The organism is uncultured Prevotella sp. (assembly GCF_946407605.1).
In the GTDB taxonomy this organism is placed as follows: Bacteria; Bacteroidota; Bacteroidia; order Bacteroidales; family Bacteroidaceae; genus Prevotella.
Genome location: NZ_CAMJOS010000004.1, coordinates 169,312 through 193,274, shown reverse-complemented (window position 1 = coordinate 193,274; position 23,963 = coordinate 169,312). Strand labels below are relative to the sequence as shown.

19 protein-coding genes are annotated in these 23,963 nt (G+C 49.1%); 11 read left to right on the top strand and 8 right to left on the bottom strand.

From position 1 onward, the window contains the following. Positions 1-20: 20 nt before the first annotated feature. Together Q0R57_RS03590 and Q0R57_RS03585 are read right to left on the bottom strand one after the other, a co-directional pair. Positions 21-1,304: a class I SAM-dependent methyltransferase gene (locus Q0R57_RS03590; protein ID WP_294743986.1), complete on the bottom strand. Its 1,284-nt coding sequence runs from the start codon at positions 1,302-1,304 to the stop codon at positions 21-23. After that, positions 1,305-2,300: an endonuclease gene (locus Q0R57_RS03585; protein ID WP_294743984.1), complete on the bottom strand. Its 996-nt coding sequence runs from the start codon at positions 2,298-2,300 to the stop codon at positions 1,305-1,307. 175 nt (positions 2,301-2,475) lie between these two features. Here Q0R57_RS03585 and Q0R57_RS03580 point away from each other — a divergent pair, with 175 nt between their 5' ends. The 5 genes from Q0R57_RS03580 (at position 2,476) to Q0R57_RS03560 (ending at position 7,172) form a co-directional block, all read left to right on the top strand. Beyond that, on the top strand, positions 2,476-5,091 hold the full coding sequence (locus Q0R57_RS03580; protein WP_294743982.1) for an endo-1,4-beta-xylanase: 2,616 nt from the start codon (positions 2,476-2,478) through the stop codon (positions 5,089-5,091). A 184-nt stretch (positions 5,092-5,275) separates the two neighbouring features. Then, complete coding sequence (locus tag Q0R57_RS03575) at positions 5,276-5,773, top strand: DUF4252 domain-containing protein (RefSeq protein ID WP_294743980.1); 498 nt, start codon at positions 5,276-5,278, stop codon at positions 5,771-5,773. A 16-nt stretch (positions 5,774-5,789) separates the two neighbouring features. Next, positions 5,790-6,302 (top strand): RNA polymerase sigma factor, encoded by a 513-nt coding sequence (locus Q0R57_RS03570; RefSeq protein ID WP_294743978.1) that lies wholly within the window; start codon positions 5,790-5,792, stop codon positions 6,300-6,302. Next, the gene (locus Q0R57_RS03565; protein ID WP_294743976.1) at positions 6,290-6,691 is read left to right on the top strand and encodes a hypothetical protein; all 402 of its coding nucleotides are present in this window, start codon (positions 6,290-6,292) and stop codon (positions 6,689-6,691) included. Before Q0R57_RS03570 ends, Q0R57_RS03565 begins: the two co-directional genes overlap by 13 nt. A 1-nt stretch (position 6,692) precedes the next feature. Beyond that, positions 6,693-7,172 carry a DUF4252 domain-containing protein gene (locus tag Q0R57_RS03560; protein ID WP_294743975.1) on the top strand — a complete coding sequence of 160 codons (480 nt, stop codon included), beginning with the start codon at positions 6,693-6,695 and terminating at the stop codon, positions 7,170-7,172. A gap of 5 nt (positions 7,173-7,177) precedes the next feature. Here the strand turns inward: Q0R57_RS03560 and Q0R57_RS03555 are convergent, their stop codons facing one another. Beyond that, on the bottom strand, positions 7,178-7,390 hold the full coding sequence (locus Q0R57_RS03555; protein ID WP_294743973.1) for a helix-turn-helix transcriptional regulator: 213 nt from the start codon (positions 7,388-7,390) through the stop codon (positions 7,178-7,180). A gap of 4 nt (positions 7,391-7,394) precedes the next feature. Beyond that, positions 7,395-7,853, bottom strand: coding sequence for a hypothetical protein (locus Q0R57_RS03550; protein ID WP_294743971.1), 459 nt, complete (start codon positions 7,851-7,853; stop codon positions 7,395-7,397). A 409-nt stretch (positions 7,854-8,262) separates the two neighbouring features. On the opposite strand from Q0R57_RS03550, the gene Q0R57_RS03545 reads away from it, so the two are divergent. After that, positions 8,263-8,952: a helix-turn-helix domain-containing protein gene (locus Q0R57_RS03545; RefSeq protein ID WP_294743969.1), complete on the top strand. Its 690-nt coding sequence runs from the start codon at positions 8,263-8,265 to the stop codon at positions 8,950-8,952. Between the two features lie 470 nt (positions 8,953-9,422). Here Q0R57_RS03545 and Q0R57_RS03540 read toward each other — a convergent pair whose 3' ends face one another. Beyond that, complete coding sequence (locus Q0R57_RS03540; RefSeq protein WP_294743967.1) at positions 9,423-10,379, bottom strand: alpha/beta hydrolase; 957 nt, start codon at positions 10,377-10,379, stop codon at positions 9,423-9,425. Positions 10,380-10,416: 37 nt separating this feature from the next. Beyond that, a complete protein-coding gene (locus Q0R57_RS03535; RefSeq protein ID WP_294743965.1) occupies positions 10,417-12,714 on the bottom strand; it encodes a glycoside hydrolase family 3 N-terminal domain-containing protein in 2,298 nt (765 codons plus the stop codon). A 208-nt stretch (positions 12,715-12,922) separates the two neighbouring features. Here Q0R57_RS03535 and Q0R57_RS03530 point away from each other — a divergent pair, with 208 nt between their 5' ends. The 4 genes from Q0R57_RS03530 to Q0R57_RS03515 all read left to right on the top strand — a co-directional run bounded on the left by Q0R57_RS03530 (position 12,923) and on the right by Q0R57_RS03515 (position 20,164). Then, positions 12,923-14,503, top strand: coding sequence for an RluA family pseudouridine synthase (locus Q0R57_RS03530; protein WP_294743963.1), 1,581 nt, complete (start codon positions 12,923-12,925; stop codon positions 14,501-14,503). Positions 14,504-14,506: 3 nt separating this feature from the next. Beyond that, the gene (locus Q0R57_RS03525) at positions 14,507-16,384 is read left to right on the top strand and encodes an AAA domain-containing protein (protein WP_294743961.1); all 1,878 of its coding nucleotides are present in this window, start codon (positions 14,507-14,509) and stop codon (positions 16,382-16,384) included. After that, entirely contained in the window at positions 16,381-19,554 is a 3,174-nt protein-coding gene (locus tag Q0R57_RS03520; RefSeq protein WP_294743960.1) for an AAA domain-containing protein, read from the top strand. Before Q0R57_RS03525 ends, Q0R57_RS03520 begins: the two co-directional genes overlap by 4 nt. Before the next feature lie 70 nt (positions 19,555-19,624). Next, positions 19,625-20,164, top strand: coding sequence for a DUF3332 domain-containing protein (locus tag Q0R57_RS03515; protein ID WP_294743958.1), 540 nt, complete (start codon positions 19,625-19,627; stop codon positions 20,162-20,164). Here the strand turns inward: Q0R57_RS03515 and Q0R57_RS03510 are convergent. Together Q0R57_RS03510 and pgeF are read right to left on the bottom strand one after the other, a co-directional pair. Then, positions 20,161-20,898, bottom strand: a complete 738-nt coding sequence (locus Q0R57_RS03510; RefSeq protein ID WP_294743955.1) for an SDR family NAD(P)-dependent oxidoreductase — start codon at positions 20,896-20,898, stop codon at positions 20,161-20,163. The two genes, Q0R57_RS03515 and Q0R57_RS03510, sit on opposite strands and share 4 nt — an antisense overlap. Before the next feature lie 11 nt (positions 20,899-20,909). After that, positions 20,910-21,686, bottom strand: a complete 777-nt coding sequence (gene pgeF / locus Q0R57_RS03505) for a peptidoglycan editing factor PgeF (RefSeq protein ID WP_294743953.1) — start codon at positions 21,684-21,686, stop codon at positions 20,910-20,912. 176 nt (positions 21,687-21,862) lie between these two features. Between pgeF and Q0R57_RS03500 the strand changes: the two genes are divergently transcribed. Continuing rightward, positions 21,863-23,962, top strand: coding sequence for a M3 family metallopeptidase (locus tag Q0R57_RS03500; protein WP_294744011.1), 2,100 nt, complete (start codon positions 21,863-21,865; stop codon positions 23,960-23,962). Position 23,963 lies beyond the last annotated feature (1 nt).

Genomic DNA, 23,963 nt, shown 5'->3' with positions numbered 1-23,963 from the left:
GAAATTTGCTGCAAGGATACTCACCCCTCACTCACACGACAGATAATGAGGACGTGCTGGTTGTTGGCAAGGGTGGTGGCGAAGATATAGACGTTGCCACCATCAGCAAGTTTGAGTTTCTTGCGGAGGTCGGCAACGGAGAGGGGGAAGTTCCTAGTGGTGATGTTGGCGCTGTGGATATTATTTAGGACGGTTTTCAGTTCCTTCTTATTCATCGATGAAATAGCGGAAATCTGAAAGCTGCGGCCTGGGAAGTCAGCGATGGGCTGTTCAGAGACGAAGAGGTGGCTATTAGGGGCCAAGGGCTGAACACTATAGTGCTGTGCCAACTCCTGAAAACAGCCTGCCTTCATGATGGAGGCGTTGGGTTCGTATAAATATTGGTGAAGGGTGACAGGTGACGGGTGAAGGGAGGATAGTAATGGTGAAGGGTGACAGGTGACGGGTGAAGGGACATGGAATTGCTGGGAGGTGCCGTCGGAGAGGAGATTGATGGTGAAGAGGGCATAGGGTGGGGCTGGCTGCGAGGCCGAGAGGACCAGGAGCAGTTCCTTGCACTCGTTTTGCACAGAGATGATATGGACCTCATGGACATTCTGCTCGCCTAAGTCGCTGATGGCTTTGCGCCAGTCGAGCATGGGAGAGAGCTTGAGGATGACGATATCAGCCTTTTGCAGCAGCTCGTCCTTAATCTCTAGCACGTTTGGGGTGCAGTCGGCAATGCCGTAGGTGCGTGCTCCCTTATCATCACGACGGGCTGGGTCGAGGAAGATGACGGTGGCATGAGTGAGCTGGTGCAGATAGTCGATACCATCCATATTCAGCGTTTTCACAGAGTTCACAAAGTTCACAAGGCCGAAATTGTGCGATGAAATGGCGAAAAGTTCGCTATCGCGCTCCACATAGGTAGCCTCGTCGAAGGCCTTGCTCATCCACGAGAAGTCCACACCAAAGCCGCCTGTGAGGTCTACTAAGTTGGTGAAGGGTGACGGGTGAAGGGTGACAGGAGGTTCGTGAAGGGTGAAGGGAGAATCGTGATGGGTTTCCAGCAGGCGGCGACAGATGTCTGCCTTATAGCGGGCTGTCTGTTCGCTGCTGCATTGTTCCATGTTGAGGTGAGGCGGGAACAGCAGTCCGTCGAGGGCTGCCCATGAAGGCAACTTTCGACGGGCTGTCTGTCGGCCTGCTATCTGGCGCAATGCCAAGGGCAGGTCTACCTCTGAATCCTTGCTGCCCTGCAACGCCAGCTGACGGATGTCGGCATTGAGATTTCTCTCGATGAAAAGGCGCGTTTTCTCATTCATTTACTTCAACAGCACTTTGCGTCCATTCATGATGTAAAGACCCTTAGTTGGATGAGTCACTCGACGGCCCTGAAGGTCGAAGAGGTTTGATGTTTGAGGTTTGAGAATTGAGGTTTTGGAATCTTTGATTCCTGTTTCTTCGCCACCATAGTTGTTGTAGCTGAAGGCCACATCCTTCTTGTCGCCCCAGATATAGTCCTCGAGTCCAGGATAGTCGATGAAGGGGTTGCGATTGCTTTGGATGTCATAGACCGCATTGTTGCGATTGACTTCCTTTTCGCTTACAGCATCATCTTTGGCCCATTTCATCAGCATCTCCAACTGCCATTCAGTAAGTCCAGGATACTTGTTGCCATCGAGGGTGGGGCGTGACTCGGAGTAGTTATTGTACCAATCTGGCAGTTTTTCTTCGTAACAGGTTACCATATAGAAATAGGTACGTGCAAAGTCGCCCTTGTACTCATCGTTAGGCTCGAATACTATACCTGTATATCCCTCAATGGTGCAGCTGCCAAGTTTGCTGAAACCATTGGCCGACTTATAGCTCTCACCATTGGTCTCGCCAAAAGGATTGTTGCCGCGCTTATTGTTAACCAATTTATCAGTAGGATACATGTGATGAAGGTCTGTATACATAGGCTGTACCTTACCCCCAAACCAGCTATTGGGAAATGAGTGTTCGCGATTATAATATTCGCCTTCTGTACTTCCGCCACTACCACGATCCTGGTCTGTGCCAAAGATGAAGTCGGTGATGTTGGAATACATATCCCATACCTTGCCGTCAGGACGAGCATCAGTAGTCATGAAATCAGTCCAGAGGTCACCATAGCTGCGTTCTGTACGGTTATAGATAATGGAGCTAAGGGCCGTCTTGAGTTCAGCCCCCTTCTTGCCGTTGGCATCCTGATAGTAGGTGCCAGAGTTATTAGGTCCTTGCGCCCAGGCACAGACGGCGAGGAGCGACAGCAGGAGAAAAGATGACAGTTTCTTCATATGAGTATTAGTTTTTACCTTTATTTCATCATGAGAGCGCAAATATACGCATTTTATTCCACATATTGCAACTTTTCTGCAAAAAAAAAACTAATATGAAACATATTTGAAACTCATTATTGAAAAAAAGCACTACCTTTGCATTGAATATTCAATAACTAAATACTCGATGTATATGCTCAAACATTTACCTACCGTAGGTCTGCTTTTGATGGCTTCATTCTTGATGCCTCAGCAAGCCAATGCACAAATTTCACAAAACCCATATAAGTATCTGGGTAACATTACTACTGGCTATCAGATGGATGCTGGTGGTGGTGTTCCAAAGTTCTATCAGCTTTGGAATCAGGTTACTTGTGAAAACGAGTCCAAATGGTCGTCTGTAGAAGGTAACCGTGGCAATTTCAACTGGAGTGGTGCCGACAACGCTTTCAATTACGCTAAGAACCATAACTTCACTTACAAGTTCCACGCCCTGGTGTGGGGTGCCCAGTATCCTGGCTGGCTGGAGAGTCTCTCGGCTAAGGAGCGTTTCTCTGCCTTGACCAACTGGTTTAACAAAGCCAAGACCAAATATAAGACCCTGCCCATGATTGACGTGGTGAACGAAGCTGTAGGTATGCACCAGCAGGGCAACCCCATGATGAAGGAAACTTTGGGTGGTGGCGGAAAGACTGGCTACGACTGGCTTATCAAGGCCTTTGAGATGGCCTATGAGCGTTGGCCAGATGCCATCCTTATCTATAATGACTATAACTCTATCCTGTGGGATATTGATAATTACATCGATTTGGTTCGCACCCTGCGCGATGCTGGAGCGCCTATCGATGCCTATGGCAACCAGTCGCACGATGTGAACGATATCAGTGAGACCAATCTAAGGAATGCATTGAAGAAGCAGCAGGATGCTCTGAAGATGCCAATGTTCATCACAGAGCTGGATATCGACAAGGCTGACGATGCCCAGCAGAAGGCCCAGTATCAGAAGGTGTTACCTGCCATGTGGGAAGCTCCCTATTGTGCTGGCGTCACCCTGTGGGGTTATGTTCTAGGAAGGACCTGGGTGGATAACTCTGGTCTTTACAGAAATGGAACAGAACGTCCTGCTATGACCTGGATTAAGGAGTATATGGAGACTGATGCAGCCAAGAATGCCGTGGGTCCCTTCCCTGGCACCAAGAAAGAGGCTTCTATCTATATCCGTCCTGCTTCTCTTAAAGTAGCCAAGAACGATGTGCAGACCATCTGCGTACGTGCCAAACTGGCCACCAAGACCATTGCAAAGGTGGATTTCTATGTAGGTGAAGAACTGGTAGGCACCAAGACAGAGGCCCCCTACATCTTTGAATATACCTCCAGCAAGACTGGCTGGTTGAACACCAAGGCTGTGGTTACCGCTACCGACAGCACCACTTATGAGCGCTATGGTCGCTATAACGTACTGTCAAGTACCACTAAGCGCGAGCCTTACAACGAGACCGTCCCACAGATTCCTGGTATCATTAACGTGACAGAATACGACAAGGGTGCATCTGGTGTAACATATAGTAGCGCCTCTCGCACTAATTCAGCCACGAAGGATGGCGCCTGGATGGAATATACAGTTGATGTAGCAGAGGACGGTATCTACGCTATCGATGCTGAGGTGGCTTCTAACAAGAATGGTGGTATGTTCCATCTGGCAGAATATGCTCCAGAAAACCTCACTTATATCACAGAGTATCTGACTGTTCCCAAGACGGAGGGCATCAACGACTATCACAAGCTGCATTATGTGACACAGGACACTCTGCGTGCTGGTCGTCACGTCATCACCCTGCTCGTCGATAAAGGCGGCTTCTATATCAAGAGCCTGAGCTTCAAGCGATATGAGGAAGATAAGACCATGGCGATGACCATCAACTCTATTCAGCCTTCAACGTTAACTGCTGGCGACACCACTGTTATCAGCGTGACACCGAGGTCAACCAACAGTCCCATTGCCGAGGTGAATATCTATGCCAACGACCTGCTGATTGGTACGATGACTGAATTCCCTGAGACCACGCCATACAAGTTTGAATATGTGCCTACGATGGCAGGATCTCAGACCATCATTGCTGTAGTCACCAATGCTGATGGTAAGTCAAAGACATCAGCAAAGAAGACGCTGAAGGTCAACGCCCTGCGTGGTCCTTATAAGAACGTCATCACCATTCCTGGCATCATCCAGGCCGAGGACTTCGACAAGGGTGGCGAGGGTGTGTCATTCCACGACAAAGACTCTAACGACGAGGGCGATGCTAACTATCGTTCCGACAACGAAGGCCTCGACCTGGTGAAGGGCAACAACGGAACTTGCATCGGCTATACCGCTGTGGACGAGTGGACAGAATATACTGTCAATGTCACCGCTCCTGGCAAGTACAGCTACGAGGCTACCGTATCGTCTGGTTCTACAGGCTCTGGCTTCAGCATCGGACTGGTGAAGAATGGCAAGGTGAGCACCAAGCTGGCTCAGGTTGATGTGCCTCAGACTGCCAACAACGACTGGGGTACCTACAAGGTAGTGAAGGGCGAGCTCTCTAAGAACTTGACAGAGGGTCAGCAAATTATCCGCTTCACCATCACAGGTGCCAACTGTAACATCGACAAGGTGAAATTCATCTGCACAGAGAACACTGGCATTGAGTCAGTCATCATGGCTGAGCCTACGAAGGAGGTCATCTACAACCTCAAGGGTCAGAAGGTCGATGCCAACTATAAGGGTCTCATCATCAAGAATGGTCGCAAGATCCTGATGAAGCGTTAACACCTTATTATATTATAACAGTCAAGGGGGCGGAAATACTGCCCCCTTGATTATTTTATAAAAAAAATGATGATTCTTTGTAACAAACACCAAGAAACTGGCGTTAGTATGAATAGAAGTGTCTGACGATGACATTCTAACAGTAAAAAATCAATCATTCATTAACAAAAAAAGAAAGAATCGTATGAAAAGGATTATGAAACAGTTGGCAGTATGTGCCGTTTTGTCTTTGGTTTGCATTTGTGCTCATGCTCAGAGCAAGGCCTTCAATAAGTTGGCAAAAATCGATGGTGTGGAGTTTGTCCACATTGACAAGTCCATGCTTGAGGTTGCAGCTGAGCAGGGCAATGGCGTTCAAGTTGGCGACATCATCAATTTGGGCAATACTGCCAGTGAGATTGTCAAGGTGATTGACGATATCATGGTGTTCCATTGCGAAGAAGAAGAATCTGCTGCCAAACTGAAGAAGTCGGCCCAGAAGTTGCTGAAAGGTAAAAAATGGCAGACGCTGGTTGACATGAATGGCGAGGATGGTGAAACGGTTAAGATATGTCAGGCTAAGGAGGGTGACAAGACTATTAATGTTATCATGTCTATAGAGGATGATGAGGCACAGCTGGTGGTTATCAATGGAACCCTCGACCTGTCCGAACTGTTAAAGAAGATGTCTGGAACAAACTAAAGAGCTGTCGTGGCAGATGGACGCACAGGAGTTTAAGCAACGGTTTATGCCTCATCACAGGCTACTCTACAGGGTAGCCTACCAGCTGACGGGCAATGCGCAGGATGCCGAAGACCTGCTTCAGGACTTGTATCTGAAGTTGTGGCAGAAGCGCGAGGAGCTAGCTGATGTGGTAGCGACGGAAGCTTATCTTGTCGTCATGATGCGAAACCTGTTCGTCAGTCAGCGACGTCAGAAACATATCAACGCCTCTGAGGATATTGAGTCCCACACTGAACCGCCTGACGACAGCAGCCTGGACAGTCAGATTGACTCACGCGACGAGGCATCGCAGATGGAAACACTTATCGGGCAACTGCCACAGCGTGACGGAAAAATCATCCGAATGCATCTAGTGGAAGACCGCTCCTATGAAGAGATAGAACGCGACACAGGCCTCTCGCAAGGTAATATCCGCATCATTGTGATGCGAACGCGACAGAAACTGAAACAGCAATTCCAAAAAATGACAAAGACATGGACGAACTGAACTTTGAAGCTTTAGAGAAGATTCCCATCCCAGAAGGGCTGGAGCAACGACTCTCGAACAAGATTGACGAATGGGAGCAAGAAGAGAAGAAGAAAAAGGCTGTCACACGTCGTCTCCCCCTTCCCAGAGTGCTGCGCTACACAGCTGCTGCAGCCTGCGTCGCCCTTGTCTTTGGCGTGGGCTATCACATACTCAGCCAAGAAAAATACACGAACCTTGCTGAGCAGGACACTTACCAAGACCCTGTCGTGGCACAACAGGAGGCTGAGCGTGCGCTGCTGCTCTTGGCTGCCAACCTGAACAAGGGCATGGGACAACTGGAGAAAGCCAAGGTGCTGAGCGACAAGGCCGAGAATACATTGAACGAACGATTAAAAGTAATGAAATAGTATGAAACAGACAATCATCAAATTCCTGCTTTGCGCCGTGGTGGCTCTCTTCAGTCTTAATGCAGGCGCCCAGGTAAAGGCATTCGAGAAATATGCCGACATGAAGGATGTGACCTATGTCTTTATTTCAAAGTATATGCTGGCTATGGCAGGCAAGAACAACACGCCCTCCATCCCCAATGTGGATATCAAAGCCCTCTCCAACAAGTTGAGTGGCATCCAGATTATCCATTCTGACGAAAAGAGCGCCTGCAAGAAACTGAAGAACGAGGTCAAGACCATCCTTACTCGCGATAAGTATGAGGTGCTGATGCAGATAAACGATGATGATCAGAAGGTCAACATCTATTTTACACAGAACAAACAGCAGTCCATCGTACTCATGCAGGTTGACGAGGATGATGACGAGGTCACCCTCATGGTCTTCTCAGGCAAGTTCTCTGTGGATGATGTCATGAAGATGACAGAGAATGAGAACTGACTATCTCATTCCTCGTCCCTATACTCCAAAATGTCACCTGGCTGACAGTCCAGCACGCGGCAGATGGTCTCGAGGGTGGTGAAGCGTACGGCTTTGGCCTTGCCCGTCTTCAGGATTGAGAGGTTGGCCAGTGTCAGGCCAACTTTCTCTGCCAACTCACTCAGCGACATTTTACGCTTAGCCAGTTCCACATCTAAATTAACGATGATTCTTCCCATGGCTTCAAATAGTTAAGTCTTGTTCTTCCTTCATCTTCCTGGCGTCCTTCAGAATCTTGGGAACAAAGAAGTAGCCAACAAACATCCAGTACAGCGGACCAGTATATAACCTATGTGCCATCTTGGGATACTCTTCAATGTGGTCGCTCTCAATCATGTTAAACATATGTGTGTTAAACTGGCCTGCTATTACGTAATAAACCAGAACTGATATGCCCAGCACATAGAACAGACGCACACACCACTTCGAGTACTGCTTATTAATATAGGTAAAGAATACCATCAGCATGACGATGCAGAAGAAATAGGTGATGGCGATGTTGACAATCAGATAAATGAAGTTCTTATAGTACTCATAGTTCGTGGTGGCAGCTTGCATCCTGTTGATGTCGTCCGTCATCAACCAAGCCATGAGACATGCCAGAGCCAATAGGAAGATAAGGCCTGGCCAATTCTTAATCATTTTGCTGAATAATGCTTTAGTTTCCATATTCTTTTATCGTTTTATTTTTGTTATTTATTGATTTTCGATATGCAAAGGTATATATTATTCTGTTATCAACCAAATTAAATCGATAAAAGTTTATCGTTTTTCAATAAATTAACGTTTCAAGAGATTTTCTTATGCTTCACATAGCTGGGGCTCCCTTATTCATATCTCCAATCATTTTTCTTAGATAAAAGGGGAAAAACGCAGCCTGAAGTTTCAAAATCGTAAAAAAGAGTCTCAGAATTTACAAAATTTGAAGAAAAACCAGCTCAGAATTTTGTAATTTGTTACAAATTGTTTATATTTGCATCCATAAAGATAACGAAACTAGACGGTTTCAACGAGCTTTACATCAAACATGATATAAAACAAAAACAATCTAATGATGAAAAAGAGAATTGTTTCAAGTGTTTCAATGCTATTATTGGCGACTCCCTTCTGTTACGCCAATGGCTATACGCTATCCGATGCTAATCACATCATCGTGATACTCGTATTTATCGTGGTAGTGCTCATCGTGATGGGAGCCTTCAGTATACATTATAACAGGATTGTAAGTCAGCGAAACGAACAGCTTCGACGCATCCTTACGGCACTTGACGACTATCGTGCCATTGTGGGCGATGAGGTGACATCTCTTGATGAGCAGGAAAAGATTCTGAAAGACAAGCTGAAGAAGACCAGGGAAGCCATAGAGGGCCAGAAGGACGACAAGCAGAACTTCTTCGTGAAGATGGATGCTCGTCTTAATAAGGAGAGACCCTTTGCGGATCCTGACTTCGACCATGATGCCTTGGTTAAGTTTATGGGAGTTACAGAGGAGACGTTCTGCAAACTGGTGCCTCGCTATAAAGACCCCGCCAGAACACTTGACTATATTAACTCGCTGCGAGCAGAATATGCTGCAAAGTTACTCATGGAGCACACAGACCTCTCGACAGATGAGATTATCAGTATGTGTGGTTTCAGGAATTCAGCAGCCTACATCAGCGCCTTTAAGTTCTCCTTTGGCATTACGCCTACAGAATTTCAGAGCGGCGTTAATCTGATGTTCAAGAAAAAGCAAAATTAAATTCACCTCTCACAGTGGGACTGTTCCCATGTGTTGTTACATTAAAAAACCCTCTGCGAATTTCACAATCCGCAGAGGGTAAATAATTAACTTAAAACAACATCAGATGATGATCTGATGCGAACCTTATAATGTCTAGTTCTTTAAATTACACCCGCGATTCTCACGAATGGCGAGATTTGGTCAGCCTAATATAAAATTGTATACTATGAAACAAAAGTAAGTGTTAATACTTTGTTACTGCAAAGGTAAGTAATTTTCCTGAGAAATCATAGTGTAGAACGCCTTAATATGAAGTTTTTGTAAATATTGAGACATTTTTTTACGATTTTGAAACTCGAGACTCAAATCCTACTCTTCTTTGAGAAAAAGAGACAGAGAAAAGAATGAGGACAACAGTCTCGATGAAACAAATGAAAAAGGCCTCAGAACGAAATCCAAGGCCTTGTTCATTTGTTTTAAAAAGGAAATTACTTGCCTGTACGTGCAGCGTTGAGGAAGTTCACCATCTTCTGGAGGTTCTCTTCGCTATACATGCCCATGCCATGACCGCCCTCTGGTACGAAGGTAGCTTCAGTTTTGACACCAGCAGCTACCAGCAGCTCGTAGAACATCTTACCCTGACAGCAGGGCACCACATTGTCCTTCTCGCCATGGAAGATGATGATGGGAGGATTCTTCTTGCTGACATAGTAGGTAGCACTCAGGCTGCGATACTTGTCAGGCTCTTGTGCCAATTTCGAGCCCAGCAGCACGTCCTCAGGACTGTTATCACCCATCTTCATGCCTTCGCCGCAGTCCATAGCCGTCAGGTCAACAGGACCAGACCAGTCGCAGGCGGCATTGACGGTGCTACTCTCATTGAGATAGTTGCCCACATTACCTTCGAGATCGATGTCAACAGTACCCACTTTGGTCTGCTTGATGCCGCTTGTGGTAGCTGCTGTTGATGAGAGATGACCACCACTTGAGAAACCACTGGTGGCAATGAATGAGGTGTCGAACTTGTATTTGGCAGCCTCACCACGTACAAAACGGATAACGGCACGGATGTCGTGAATCTGTGCAGGCCACTTGGCATCCATGCTGCTACGGTGGTTAGGACAAACCACAGCATAGCCGGCATCGAGCAGTGCCTTAACGATAGTGCCAAGGTCGGCATTACCCTTGCTGTTGTTGCTGAACCAAGCACTTCCGTAGATATGGATAACCACCGGATAGCTGGCTGCCTCTTTCTTGGGCAGATAGATGTCGCAGGTGTGATAAGCCTGGTCATCGCCAGCATAATTCACATCTTTCCACTCTTGACTGGTTTCTAGCTTTGCTTGCTGCTGGAAGCCTCCGAAGCCGCCAAAGCCGCCTCCGGGCTGTGCCATAGCAAATGCTGCGAGGCACGGCATGATGAACGATAAAAGTGTTCTTTTCATTTTTGTTTTTTGTTTGATGGTTTAAAGTTATTATTATTTAGTTAACGAAAACTTCCGAGAAATAGTATTCGCGCAGAGGCTTTTTATAGGTCTCGCCTGTCAACGACACCTTATGCTCCAAGCGGATATCGGCAGACGAAGCGCCAACCTTAATGGTGTAATCGCCTGGCGAAACATTCCAGAATCGATCACCCTCATGGGTGTAATAGCCAAACTGCTCGACATAGAGCTTAGCCTTCACTGTCTTGGTTTGTCCAGCGCGGAGAGGTATGCGGACAAAGCCTTGGAGAGTGAGGGGCTTGAGGTTGGAATTTTGGTCTTGAGGCGACAGGTAGATCTGTGCAATCTCGTCGGCCTCCATCTGTCCCGTGTTCGTCACGTCAAACGAAAGAGTGATGCACTTGTTTGATGTTGAGGCCACGCTGTCAACCTTCAGGTTCTTATATTCAAAAGAGGTGTAGCTCAAGCCATAGCCGAAAGGCCATTGGATTTGAGACTTGAGGTTGGAGGATTGGGTATTATAACAGATGGACTTGCGAATCTCATGCTTGGGATAGCTGACAGACAGCTTAGCAGAAGGCGAAACTTTGCCATAAAGGATGTCGGCCACAGCATGACCGCCCTCCTCGCCAGGGTACCAGGCCTGAATAACGGCTGCACAGCGTTCGGCCAAGCCAGAGATGACCTGAGCACGACCTCCAAAGACTACCAGAACCACAGGCTTACCTGTGTTTATGAGTTCTTTCACAAACTGCTCCTGATGGCCAGGTAGACGGAGTCCATGGCGATCGCGATTCTCGCCGCAAAGCATCACATTCTCGCCCACAGCAGCAATAATCACATCACATTGCTCAGCCATCCTGAGAGCTTCGTCCTTATCGGCCTTCTCGCCAGCATCCACCTTTCTATGCAGGATATCATACTCCCACGCTCTGATATCGCCGCCTTTCTTGAAGTCGGTCTCGATGGTCTCTGTCCAGTCACAACCCCTGGAATACATGATATCGATATCCTCGGTCTTATTGTCCTTCATGCCTTCCAACAGGGTGATGACATGAGGATGGTCAAGGTCTTCCGTTACCTTCTTCCAGAAATAGCTCATAGCAGGGAACGAATAGTCGCCACACATGGCCCACATCGAATTGGCATTGGGACCAGTGAGAAGAATCTTGACATTTGAGGTTTGGGCATTGAAGATGGTGGTTTGACGCTTGATGGGAAGGATGCCGTTATTCTCTAGCAGTACCACTGACTGGGTGGCAATCTTATATGCCGTCTGGCGCTCCTTGGGAGTATCGAGGATAATGTGCTCCTTACTATATAAATAAGGATTCTTGTCCATGAAGCCAGCACGATATTTATAGCGCAGCACATCTTTCACAGCACGTTCAAAGGCCTCTGGCTTCACCAATCCCTGATCGATGGCCTGCTGCAGGAATTTGTAGTTGTCGCCCTGTGGGAAGTCCACATCATTACCACCATTGATGGCAGCCGCTGCCTTGTGGATGGGGTCTTTCTGGTCGGGCAGTTGATCTATGGCAGTGTAGTCGCTCACCACCATGCCGTCGAAACCCAGATAGCCACGCAGGATGTCGTTAAGAATCTCATCATTAGCCACGCAGTTGATGCCATGCACAGCATGATAACCAGGCATCAGCGCCTTGCTGCCTGCCAAACGAATCATCGCCTCGTGGGGCATCAGAATTTCTTCCATCAGCTCTTTCTCGTCGGCATCGCCGCCACCGCCATAGCCCAGATAGTGTTTAGAGCAGGCACCCACGCCATGCTTTAGGTCCGACTGCTGCAAGCCTCTCACGAAGGCTACACCCATCATGGCCGAGAGGTAAGCATCTTCGCCATACGATTCCTCCAAGCGGTTGAAAGAGGGGTTGCGACACACATCGACCATGGGCGACAGCGACAGCACACCACCCATCTTGCGCATGGTGAGTCCCGTCTGGTGGGTCTTGATTTGTGCCAGTTCGGTATTAAACGAACAGGCCTGACCTATCTGTTGGGGATAGATAGTGGCACCACGGGTATTGATGCCAGAGAGCACCTCCTCGTGGAAAAGAGCTGGAATGCCGTGAGGTGTGTTCTCCATCAGCCATTCCTGTACGGCAGCTACACGGTCGCGTAGCTCGTCAGCCTCACGAGGTACCTGACTGGCATATTGCGAGAAATGGCCTATGCCATTGGGAATCAACTGGCGACATTTGGCAGTATCCAACCGACCCTGTTCGTCGAACAGCTCATCCATATACATGCTACGCAACTGAGCGATGCGTTCCTCCTGCGACATGCTGTCATAGAGTTCGTCTATCTGCTGTTCCATATCATTATCGCTTGAGCAACTAGCCATCAAGATGGCGGCGAATTGCAACATTATAAGAAGTCTCTTCATCACGTTAGTTATTATTTATAGTCCTCCCAGCCTGCAAAGATACAAAATAAGTCCTAAAAAAAGAAAGAAAAAGACGAAGAAATGAGAAAAAAGCGTTTTCGCTTTGCTTTTCGCCTACTTATTTGTAACTTTGCACACCATGACGGAGTTTCACCCACTACATACCACCCTTTCTCGTCCCCAGCAGTTGAACAACCCGCTGGACTATGAGCCTCATCCGCTTTGTCTGTTGGCGGCTGATGAGGTGCGAGCCTATCTAAAACAGCAGACGGCATGGGCCGACGAGGTGGCCAATGGTAAGATGTTTGGCGTGTTGGTATGTGAGGATGAGAAAGGACAATTAGGCTTTCTTGCTGCCTACAGCGGACAGATAGGAGGTCGCGAGGACTGGCCTTGGTTTGTGCCAGCCGTCTTTGACTATCTGCAGCCCGATGGTTACTTCAAGCAGGAGGAGGCTCGCATCTCGGATATCAACAGGCAGGTAGAACAAATAGAGTCATCGGCCGAACGTTCTACTATTATAAAAGAGGTGACTCGTATGAAGGATCAAGCCTCTGACGAGATAGCAGCTTACAAGACGCTGATGTTAGAGGCCAAGGCACGACGTGATGCACAGCGGATGGCGCAGGGTGAGACGGCAGAGATGATTCGTGAGAGTCAGTTTCAGAAAGCTGAACTCCGACGCCTGAAGAAACAATGGAGTGAACGTCTATCCGCTGCAGCAGAAAGGCTGAAGCCAATAGAAGCCGAGCTGACGCATCTGAAATACAGCAGAAAAATGCGCTCTGACTCCCTGCAACACTGGTTGTTTGATCATTTCATGATGAGAAACACACTAGGCGATTTCCGTTCGCTGACAGAGATATTCGCAGACACACCACAAGGTGTGCCTCCCTCTGGTTCTGGCGAGTGCTGTGCTCCTAAGTTGCTGCAGTTTGCCTTTATGAATCACCTGCGGCCGCTCAGCATCGCCGAGTTCTGGCAGGGACGCTCTCCCAGTATGGAGATTCGTCATCATGATCAGTTCTATACGGCCTGTCGCGGCAAGTGCAAGCCTATTCTCGAGTGGATGTTAGGTATCAAAGACCTAACTATCGATACGGAAGACATGAAGACAGGCGAACTGGAATATGTCAGTGTTGTGGAAGGTCGCTATGCTGTGGTGTGCAAGCCTGCTGGTATGCTATCTGTGCCTGGTCGCAGTAAACAGCCGTCAGTAGAGAGTATCCTTCGCGCAAAATATGGTGAGGCATATATGGTGCATCGGCTTGATATGGATACCTCTGGACTCCTTGTCGTTGCTTTGTCGAAAGAGGCCCATAAGCACCTGCAGATGCAGTTTCGAGACCACACCGTAAGTAAGCTATACAGGGCTCAGCTGGAACGTCCGATGGATAGTCCCAGCTGTACCATCGAACTCCCTTTGCGACCAGACCCCATGGACCGACCGCGTCAGGTGGTGGATTATGAGCACGGTAAGCCCGCCAAGACTTTCTGTGTGAAGATGAGCGGCAATAACGTGCTGTTGGATCCTCGTACTGGGCGTACTCATCAGCTTCGGGTGCATTGTGCCCATGAGCAGGGACTGTCAAACCCCATCAAGGGCGACCGTCTGTATGGTCATAAAGCCGACCGTCTGTATCTGCATGCTGAAGTCTTGTCGTTTCTTGATCCAGTAACTGAAAACCGACTGATGTTCCGCCGTCCTGCACCCTTTTAATATATGAATAAAGAAATATCATCACCCATTCTGGAACTCCAACGGCAACGCATGCTGCTGCAGATGGAGTACGACGAGGAAAAGCAAGCCTTTCAGCAGCAGACCGAGGCACTCGGTATGTTGCGGAGGGTGAAGCGTGGCGATGCCTGGATGCCGTTGCGAGTGGGAAAGTCGTACTATAACTCACTGAACCAATACTGCGTGGAGGTGTTCCGTCAGAACGATGATGATACAGACCATAACTTTGAGTTTGGACGTCCGGTACAGTTCTTTGTACAACAGGAAAAGGCCATTCGTTTCTTTCCTGCCACCGGCACAGTGAGCTATGTTGATGGCGACCGGATGGTTATCAGCGTGCCTGATGGTTTCTCTGTTGCCGACCTTCAGATAAGTGATGGTCTGCTGGGTGTGCAGCTCTTTTTCGACGAGACCTCCTATCGCCTGATGTTCGAGGCCTTGGAACGTACCATGCGAGCCAAGGGTAGACTGGGATATCTACGCGACCTCTTCTATTCGCACCAGAAGGCCGAGACGTTCTCGTTTCCTGATATGGGCTTTTCGTATCTGAATGATACTCAGCAACATGCCGTTAACGAAGTGTTGCGAGCCAAGGATGTGGCCATTGTGCATGGCCCTCCAGGAACAGGCAAGACCACCACACTAGTAGAAGCTATCTACGAGACGTTACGACGTGAGAGTCAGGTGCTGGTATGTGCCCAAAGTAATATGGCAGTGGACTGGATCAGTGAAAAACTGGTGGACCGAGGGCTTAACGTACTACGTATCGGCAATCCAGTACGTGTAGACGATAAGATGCTGTCGTTCACCTATGAACGTCGTTTCGAGGCCCATCCCGATTACCCCCAGCTCTGGAGCATTCGTAAAGCTATCCGCGAACTGCGCAGTCAGCGAAAGAGAACCGAAAACTGGCATCAGAAGATGGACCGCCTGAAGAGTCGTGCTACCGAATTGGAGATACGTATCAATGCCGAACTCTTTGGTGAGGCGCGTGTCATCGCCTGCACCCTGGTAGGCTCAGCCAATCGTTTGCTCGACGGCATGAAGTTTGGCACGCTCTTCATCGATGAGGCAGCCCAGGCTCTCGAGGCAGCCTGCTGGATTCCCATCCGTAGGGCAAGTCGTGTCATCCTGGCTGGTGACCATTGTCAGTTGCCACCCACGGTGAAATGTTATGAAGCCTTGAAGGGTGGACTAGGACGTACGCTGATGGAGCGCATTGCTGAAGAGAAACCTGAGGTGGTGACGCTGTTGCGTATCCAATATAGGATGCACGAAGATATCATGCGCTTCTCCAGCGACTGGTTCTACCACAACCAGATGATAGCCGCACCAGAGGTGGAGCATCGCAGTATCCTGGACTTGGACTTGCCAATGACATGGATTGATACTTCGGAATATGAAGGTAAGGAGGAATTCGTGGGTGAGTCGTTTGGACGCATCAACAAGACCGAGGCCGAGCTGACATTACTCTCGTTGCAGGCCTACTTTGAGATGATAGGCAAGGAGCGTATCCTCCAGGAGCGACTTGATGTGGGTATCATCTCGCCATACCGTGCTCAGGTGCAGTATCTGCGTCAGCAAATCAGGAAGAAAGAATGGATAAAACCATTCAGGACACGCATCAGTGTGAATACCGTTGACGGTTTCCAAGGTCAGGAGCGCGACATCATCATCATCTCGCTGGTACGCTCTAACGATGAGGGGCAGATAGGCTTCCTTCGCGACTTACGTCGCATGAATGTGGCCATTACTCGAGCCAGGATGAAGGTCATCATCCTGGGCGATCGTCCCACGATGACGCGTCATCCTTTCTATCGAAAGCTCTATCAGTATATCGAGTCTTTGAAACAAGCCAAATGAACGCTAAGGAACTATACGATATCTGTCTGACGCTGGCACAGGAAGAGCCCAAGCAAGCTACCATCCGACAGCTGCACGAGATTATCAAACTCTGTGCGGCAGAGGGATGCAGGACGCAAGGAGGCACCTTTGGCAACCTGTTCTCGCAGGTGGACTTTGTCTGTAAGCAATGCGGCATGAAGTCGCAGCAACGGTGGGCCATACAACAGGCACGTCGTCACTCCAACGGAGAAGAGAAGCTGACAAAGGAAGAGTGGCTCTACGACCTGAGAGCCATTACCTTATTTATTAATATGGTGTTCCATGAGGATGTGCCTGGCAGTCTGTTACAGCTGCTGCCTGTCAACCTCCAGCCGCGTCCTACTCTGCCTTCTGTCAACAAACTATACGTGCGTTGTATTGTTCGTTCCTTCGATGCCACCACCATCACCGCTGAAAGCGAGGATGGCGAGATTACCATTGACTATGGCAGTACCGAGGGCGGCCGCGACCTTACCTATCTTCAGAAAGTACTGCGTGAAGGGATGCAGCTCAATCTGTTGGATTGTCATTCTGACAACTCTCATCTCAGACCTCAGATTATTGTGGTAGAGCCCGACTTCATGCTTGACATCTCATCGCTGGCTACCTGCTTCACTGCCTATGGGCATCATCCCCTGCTCTATACGGTAAATCGCCTAAAGCCTAGGCCTAATACCCAGGCCACGTTATTGGGAAACTTCGCTGGTACGGCACTCGACGACATCATCAATAACCCAGAGGCCACCACGCAGCTGTCACTACAGCGCTCCTATCGTGAGCAGGCTGAGCGGTTTGCTGCCTGCGAGGACTTCGACAAAGAGAAATTCGAGAAAGAAGCCGAACAACAGATGCAGGTTATCCGCGAGGCAGTCAAAATCCTTAATGCTCAGTTTCCGAATCTCAAGTCCCAAGCGCTTCTTGAACCCTCATTTATCTGTGAGAAACTGGGACTGCAGGGACGTGTAGACCTGATGACTGCTGACATGCGTCTGCTGGTAGAACAGAAGTCTGGCAAGAATCAGAAGATAGAATATCAGAGTCATGATGCTCATGGACTACAACTGGAAAGTCACTATGTGCAGTTGCTACTCTATTACGGCATGTTGCGTTATAACTTCGGCAAGAGCGACTCACAGGTGGACACCCGTCTGCTCTACTCTCGTTATACGCCGGATAAGGGTCTTGTCATCGTCAACTATTATCGTACGCTGTTTCGTGAGGCCATCAAGTTGAGGAATCAGATTGTGGCCACAGAGCTGCTTATCGCCCGTGATGGTTTCGGACGTATTCTTCCTTTGCTCAATGCCGATGTTATATATAAAGGTATAGCCCGTGATGGTTACTTTCACCAGTATATTCTGCCTGAGATAGAAAACCTCAAATCTCAATTCTCAAATCTCAATCCTTTGGAACGTGCCTATTATGAGCAGATGATGACCTTTGTCTATCGTGAGCAACGGGCACAGAAGTTAGGAAGCAGCGAACAGACGTTGCACCATAGTGGAGGTAGTAATTCCGACCTGTGGCTGATGTCACTTGACGAGAAGCAGGAACAGGGCAATATCATTCTGAATCTTAACATCAAGAAGCGCGAAAAGACCGACCCCTATGGCGGCTATGACCTTATCACCCTCAGCCCTCATACTTCAGACGTCAGCTCCCAGTCCTCCACCCTCAACTTCCGAGTGGGCGATATGGTTTATCTGTATCAGTATGACGATGAACCCGATGTGCGCCACCATATTCTTTATAAGGGCACATTGCAGGAGATTGGGGCAGAAAAGATGGTGGTGCTTCTGAACGACGGTCAACAGAATGAAGCCGTTTTTGCCCCTTCCGACAAGCAGTGGGCCATAGAGCATGGCAGCAGCGATGTGTCTACGGGTAGTAACATTCGCAGTCTGCATCAGTTCATTTTGTCGTCACAACGAAAGAAAGACCTCCTCTTAGGACAGCGTGCACCAGAGGTTGACACTTCCATCACGCTCTCAAAATCCTATAATCCCTATTACGATGACATCCTGCTGAAAGCCAAGCAGGCTCGCGACTATTTCCTGCTGGTGGGTCCTCCAGGTACAGGCAAGACCTCGATGGCCCTCCGCTTCATGGTGGAGGAAGAGCTCTCCACCACTACTCCCAACGATGAATCGTTGGGTTATATCCTCCTCATGGCCTACACCAACCGTGCTGTCGATGAGATTCGTTCGATGCTCCGTGAGGCAGGCCTTGAAGATAATCCCCGTATCGTCATTGGCACCACATCGATGATGCAGGCCCGTCCCTTCCTGCTGCATGGCCTTCATTTCTCTCTGGCCATTGTCGATGAGGCTTCGCAGGTGTTGGAGCCAGGACTTATCGGCTTACTGAGCAGCAGTCAGATAGACCGTTTTGTACTCATTGGCGACCATAAGCAGTTGCCTGCTGTGGTGCAGCAGAATCCTGAGGATGCAAAGGTTGACTCACCCTTGCTCCACGCTATTGGATTGACCGACTGTCGCCAGTCGCTGTTCCAACGTCTCTATAACTGGGAGATGGCTCAGAAGCGTACACAGTTCATCGGAACCTTGAGTCGTCAGGGACGTATGCACCCCGATGTGGCACAGTTTGCCAGTACCCATTTCTATAATACCTGGCTGAAGCCTGTGCCGTTGCCCCATCAGCAGGAGGACTCGCTCCATTACGACCTGCCTTCACAGGATGCTCTCGATGACCTGCTGAAGAGCCGTCGTATCATCTTCGTACCAGGCGATGCTGAGATGACTATCCTACTGGCACAACGTATCCGTCGTTTCTATGGTGACAGCTTCGACCCCCAGAAGACGCTGGGCATTATTGTGACCTATCGCAATCAGATAGCCGCCATCCGCGATGCCCTCAGTCCGTCCCCCATCACCATAGACACCGTAGAGCGCTATCAGGGCTCGCAGCGTGAGGTTATTATCTACGACTTAGGGGTGAGCCGTTTCTATCAGTTGGACTTCCTGACTGCCAGCACCTTTATTGATGATGAGGGACAGATCATAGACCGTAAACTCAATGTGGCGCTGACACGAGCCCGTCGTCAGATGATATTAGTGGGTCGCCCCGCTATTCTGAGACAAAATCCTCTCTATCGTCAGTTAATTGATAAATTTTCTGTGAAATTGTAGTATTATTCAAAGAAAATATGTAATTTTGCCAGCACTTATAAACCTTTTAAAACAAATTGATATGAAAAAGATGAGTTTAAGAGCAGCCGTTGTGCTGTTGGCAGGTTCTTTCCTGTGCAGTTCGTGTATTGGTTCATTTAGTCTCTTCAACAAGTACGAGAAGTGGCAGTGCAACATGACCAGCAATAAGTATGTCAATGGTATCGTAGGTCTCATCCTCCAGCCTATTGTCGGTGGTGTGTGTCTCTTCGTCGATGCCGTAGTGCTCAACACCATTGAGTTCTGGACAGGAAGTAATCCCATGGCCCTCAACAAGGTGCAGACCGTGAAAGGCCAGGACGGTCGCTACTATGCAGTGAAGACCTTAAAGGACGGTTATGAGGTAAAGGCTCCTAATGGAGAGATAACCCTGTTTACTCACGACAGCAAGACTGAGTCATGGTCAATCACTCAGAATGGTGTAACCAAGGAGATTATCCGTTTCAATGCCGATGGCACCATCCAGGCTACTTTGCAGAGCGGTGAGATGATGACCGTTTCTAATGATGAGGCTGGCATGATGCAGGTTCGCGAGGCTGTCTATAACGACAACTGCTACGCTCTGCGTTAAGCTATACGCATTCTCACCCACAGCCAACGTGGGATGAGGCGCCAAAAGAATACGAGCAGACGGTAGCGCCAATCAATAGTGATGATGGCGCGCCGCTGCTCGAGTTTTTTTACTATCTGTTGTGCTACCTTGGCGGCATCGAGCTGTAGGGGATAGTTGCCGCCGCTGATAAGAGCGGTGCGCACAAAACCTGGACGGATGTCGTGGATGCTGATATGGCGCAAACGACGGATATGGCAAAGCTGGGTGAGGCACTCCAGATAATGGTTCACATAACGCTTGGTGGCTGAATAGGCAGGCGCAGCACCAAGTCCTTTCGTGCCTGCGATACTGCTTATAACGGCAATCTGGCCCTTCTGCCCTGGATGTGCTTCGAAGTAATGGAAGGCTGCACCCACCATGCGGGTCATACCCACGGCATTGGTCTCAACGGTGGCCAGTTCACGCTCCATATCGAGTTCAGTATTCTGATATCCAATGCCCGAGCTATGGAAATATAGGTCCATGCCTCCGAGATTCTCTATCAACGTCTGCAAGTGGTCAGGGGCGTCTGACTGAGTCACATCAATCTGTTCTGTGGCCACAATATTTTGATGCTCCTGCTGAATTTGTTCCAGCAGCTCCTGACGACGCCCCGCAATACCTACCAGCCATCCCTTTTTTGCTAATACCTTAGCCACCTCAAGTCCGATGCCGGAAGTGGCTCCTATGATGATTGCACGTCGTTGTTCCATATATAAATGTATTAGAGTAAGATACCCGAGAAGATGCGACCGCTATTGATGCCTAAACGACGCGCCGAGAAATAGTCGGCAGCCTGTTTGAAAGTACAGACAGGCGACACTTTTATATTCTGGGGCAACAAACCGGATGCTATGAGTTGCAGACGATTGCACAAGGGCAGATCGATGTGCCACTTTTCTTTCCTGGCGCTGATGGCAGACATGTCAAAACCTTCTTGGTGGAAAGCCTCATAGACCTCGTCGCCCACTTCGAAGCTGTCGAGATGAATGCCAGGACCTATCTGAGCCACCAGCTGCTGAGGCTGGGTGCCATAAGCCGCCGTCATCGCTTCAACAGCTTTCATCACGATTCGTTTGACAGTACCTCGCCATCCTGCATGAATGGCACAAACGGCTTGATGAACCTCATCATAGAGCAAGACGGGGATACAGTCTGCAGTAGATACACCAATACAAACGCCTCTGAGGTTTGTCATCAAGGCATCGACACCTTCCAAAACCGTTTGTCTCTCTTCGGGGCTCATCGAAAGGAACGTCTCATCAATCTTCGCCACCTTCGTGAGATGCACCTGATGTGGCATTATCAGATGGTCGATGCTGATGCCAAGCATCTCACAAAGAGCCTTGCGGTTGCTGAGGATATCGTCCTTGCTATCGCCACAATAGCTGTTAATGTTAAATGCAGCATAGTTGCCCTTGCTGCAGCCTCCATGGCGTGTGCTACTAAAGGCCACGACGCCAGTTCCCATGTTGTAATAATCCAGTTGCGGTTGCTTCATGGTGCAAAGTTACGAATTCTTTCCGAACTATTTTGCAAGAAAGCTTTAAAAAATTAGGAGTTATGCAGACTTATTCGTATCTTTGCAGGGTCAAAACTTAACCTATTATTAAACAAGGACATTTAATTAGAAAGAAGATGAATAAGAAACTGATGACCCTTGGCATCTCGGCAGCCATGCTGTCGACATCCATGTTGCAGCTCACCAGCTGCAAGGAGACCCAACGCGAGAACCCACTGCTACAGGAAAGCACACTGCCTTTTGGTGCTCCTGACTTTAGCCAGATTCAGCCTACTGACTACCTGCCCGCCTTTGAGGCTGCCATACAACAGAAACGTGATGAAATCGCGCAGATTGTAGATAATAAAGACTCTGCCACCTTCGAGAACACCATTCTGGCTTTTGAGGAGAGTGGCAAGACACTCGACCGTGTGAGAGCCATCTTCGAGGCATTGTTAGATGCCGACAAGACAGAAGTGATTGGCGAGACGGAGAAAAAGGTGATGCCCATGCTGACAGACCTTGAAAACGAGATATCGTTCAACAAACCGCTGTTTGAACGCATCCGTCAGGTATATGATCGTGACTACAACAACCTCCAGGGCGAGGACCAGAAGTTATTGGAGGAAATCTATAAGGACTTTGTACGCAAGGGTGCCCTGCTGCCCGATGACAAGATGGCCCGCATGAAGGAAATCAACCTGCGCATCACGGAGTTGCAGACACAATGGGGTGATGAGCTTCCTGCTGCCACCAACGATGCAGTCGTATGGGTAGATAAGAAAGAAGATCTGGCAGGTCTCAGCGAAGCCGATATTGCCCAGTGTGCCAAGGATGCTCAGAGCAGAGGCGGCAAAGCTCCCTATGCCATCGTCATCGTCAACACCACACAGCAGGCTCTGCTGTCCAGCCTCGACAACCGTGAGTTGCGCAAGAAGGTTTACGAGGCCTCTATCCATCGAGCCGACGGCACAGGCAAGTACAACACCTTCCCCATCGTGGTAGAGATAGCCAAGCTGCGTGCAGAACAGGCAGAGATTATGGGCTATCCCAACTATGCCTCTTATTCTTTGGAGAAGACGATGGCCAAGACACCCGAAAACGTCTATGCCTTCCTCCAGAACCTGATTAGCGAATATACGCCCAAGGCCCAGGCTGAGACCAAAGCCATCGAGGATTTTGCCAAATCTCAATCCTCCAATCTCAATTCTCAATTCCAGTTGCAGCCCTACGACCGCTTCTACTATTCTGAGAAGATGAAGAAGGAGATGCTGAATATCTCTGAAGACGAGGTGAAGCCTTATTTCAATATCGACAGCGTGCTCATCAATGGTGTGTTCTATGCCGCCAACCGCGTCTATGGCCTGACATTCAAGGAGCGCACAGACATTCCCACATACCATCCTGACATGCAGGTCTTCGAGGTCATCGACAAGGACGGCAAGTCGTTGGCACTCTTCTATTGTGACTACTTCCGTCGTCCCACCAAACGTGGTGGCGCGTGGATGAGCAACTTTGCAGAACAGAGTCGTCAGCGTCAGCAACTGCCCATTATCTTTAATGTGTGCAACAGTGCCAAGGCACCCGAGGGTCAGCCCTCGCTGCTCACCTGGGACGAGGTCACCACGATGTTCCATGAGTTCGGACATGCCTTGCATGGCATCCTCTCCGACTGTCAATACAACAGGCTGAGTGGAACCAATGTGGCTCGCGACTTTGTGGAGATGCCGTCACAGTTCAACGAGTCGTTTGCCTCTATCCCTGAGGTCTTCGACCATTATGCCCGCCACTACGAGACTGGTGAGCCGATGCCTGCCGAACTGAAGGAGCGTATGCTGAAGAGTATCACGTTCCAGACGGCATACGCTCTTGGCGAGAACCTGTCTGCCACCTGCATAGACCTTGCCTGGCACATGCTCGCATCGAAGGATATCCCCTCTGCCGACCAGGCTCTGGCCTTCGAGACTGAAGCGCTGAAGACTATTGGCTTGCTTGACGCTCAGGTTCCTCCCCGTTACTACACCAGCTACTTCAACCATGTATGGGGTGGGGGCTATGCTGCAGGATACTATAGTTATCTGTGGACTGAGGTGCTGGCCGTCAACATCGCTGATGTCTTTGCCCAGCGTGGTGCCCTGAAGCCTGAGACGGGACAGGATTTCCGTGATAAGATACTGAGTCGCGGCAATACGGGTGACCTCATGCAGATGTTCACCGACTTCACAGGTATGCAACAGCCCGATGCCTCCAGTCTGCTGAAGGCAAGAGGACTATAAA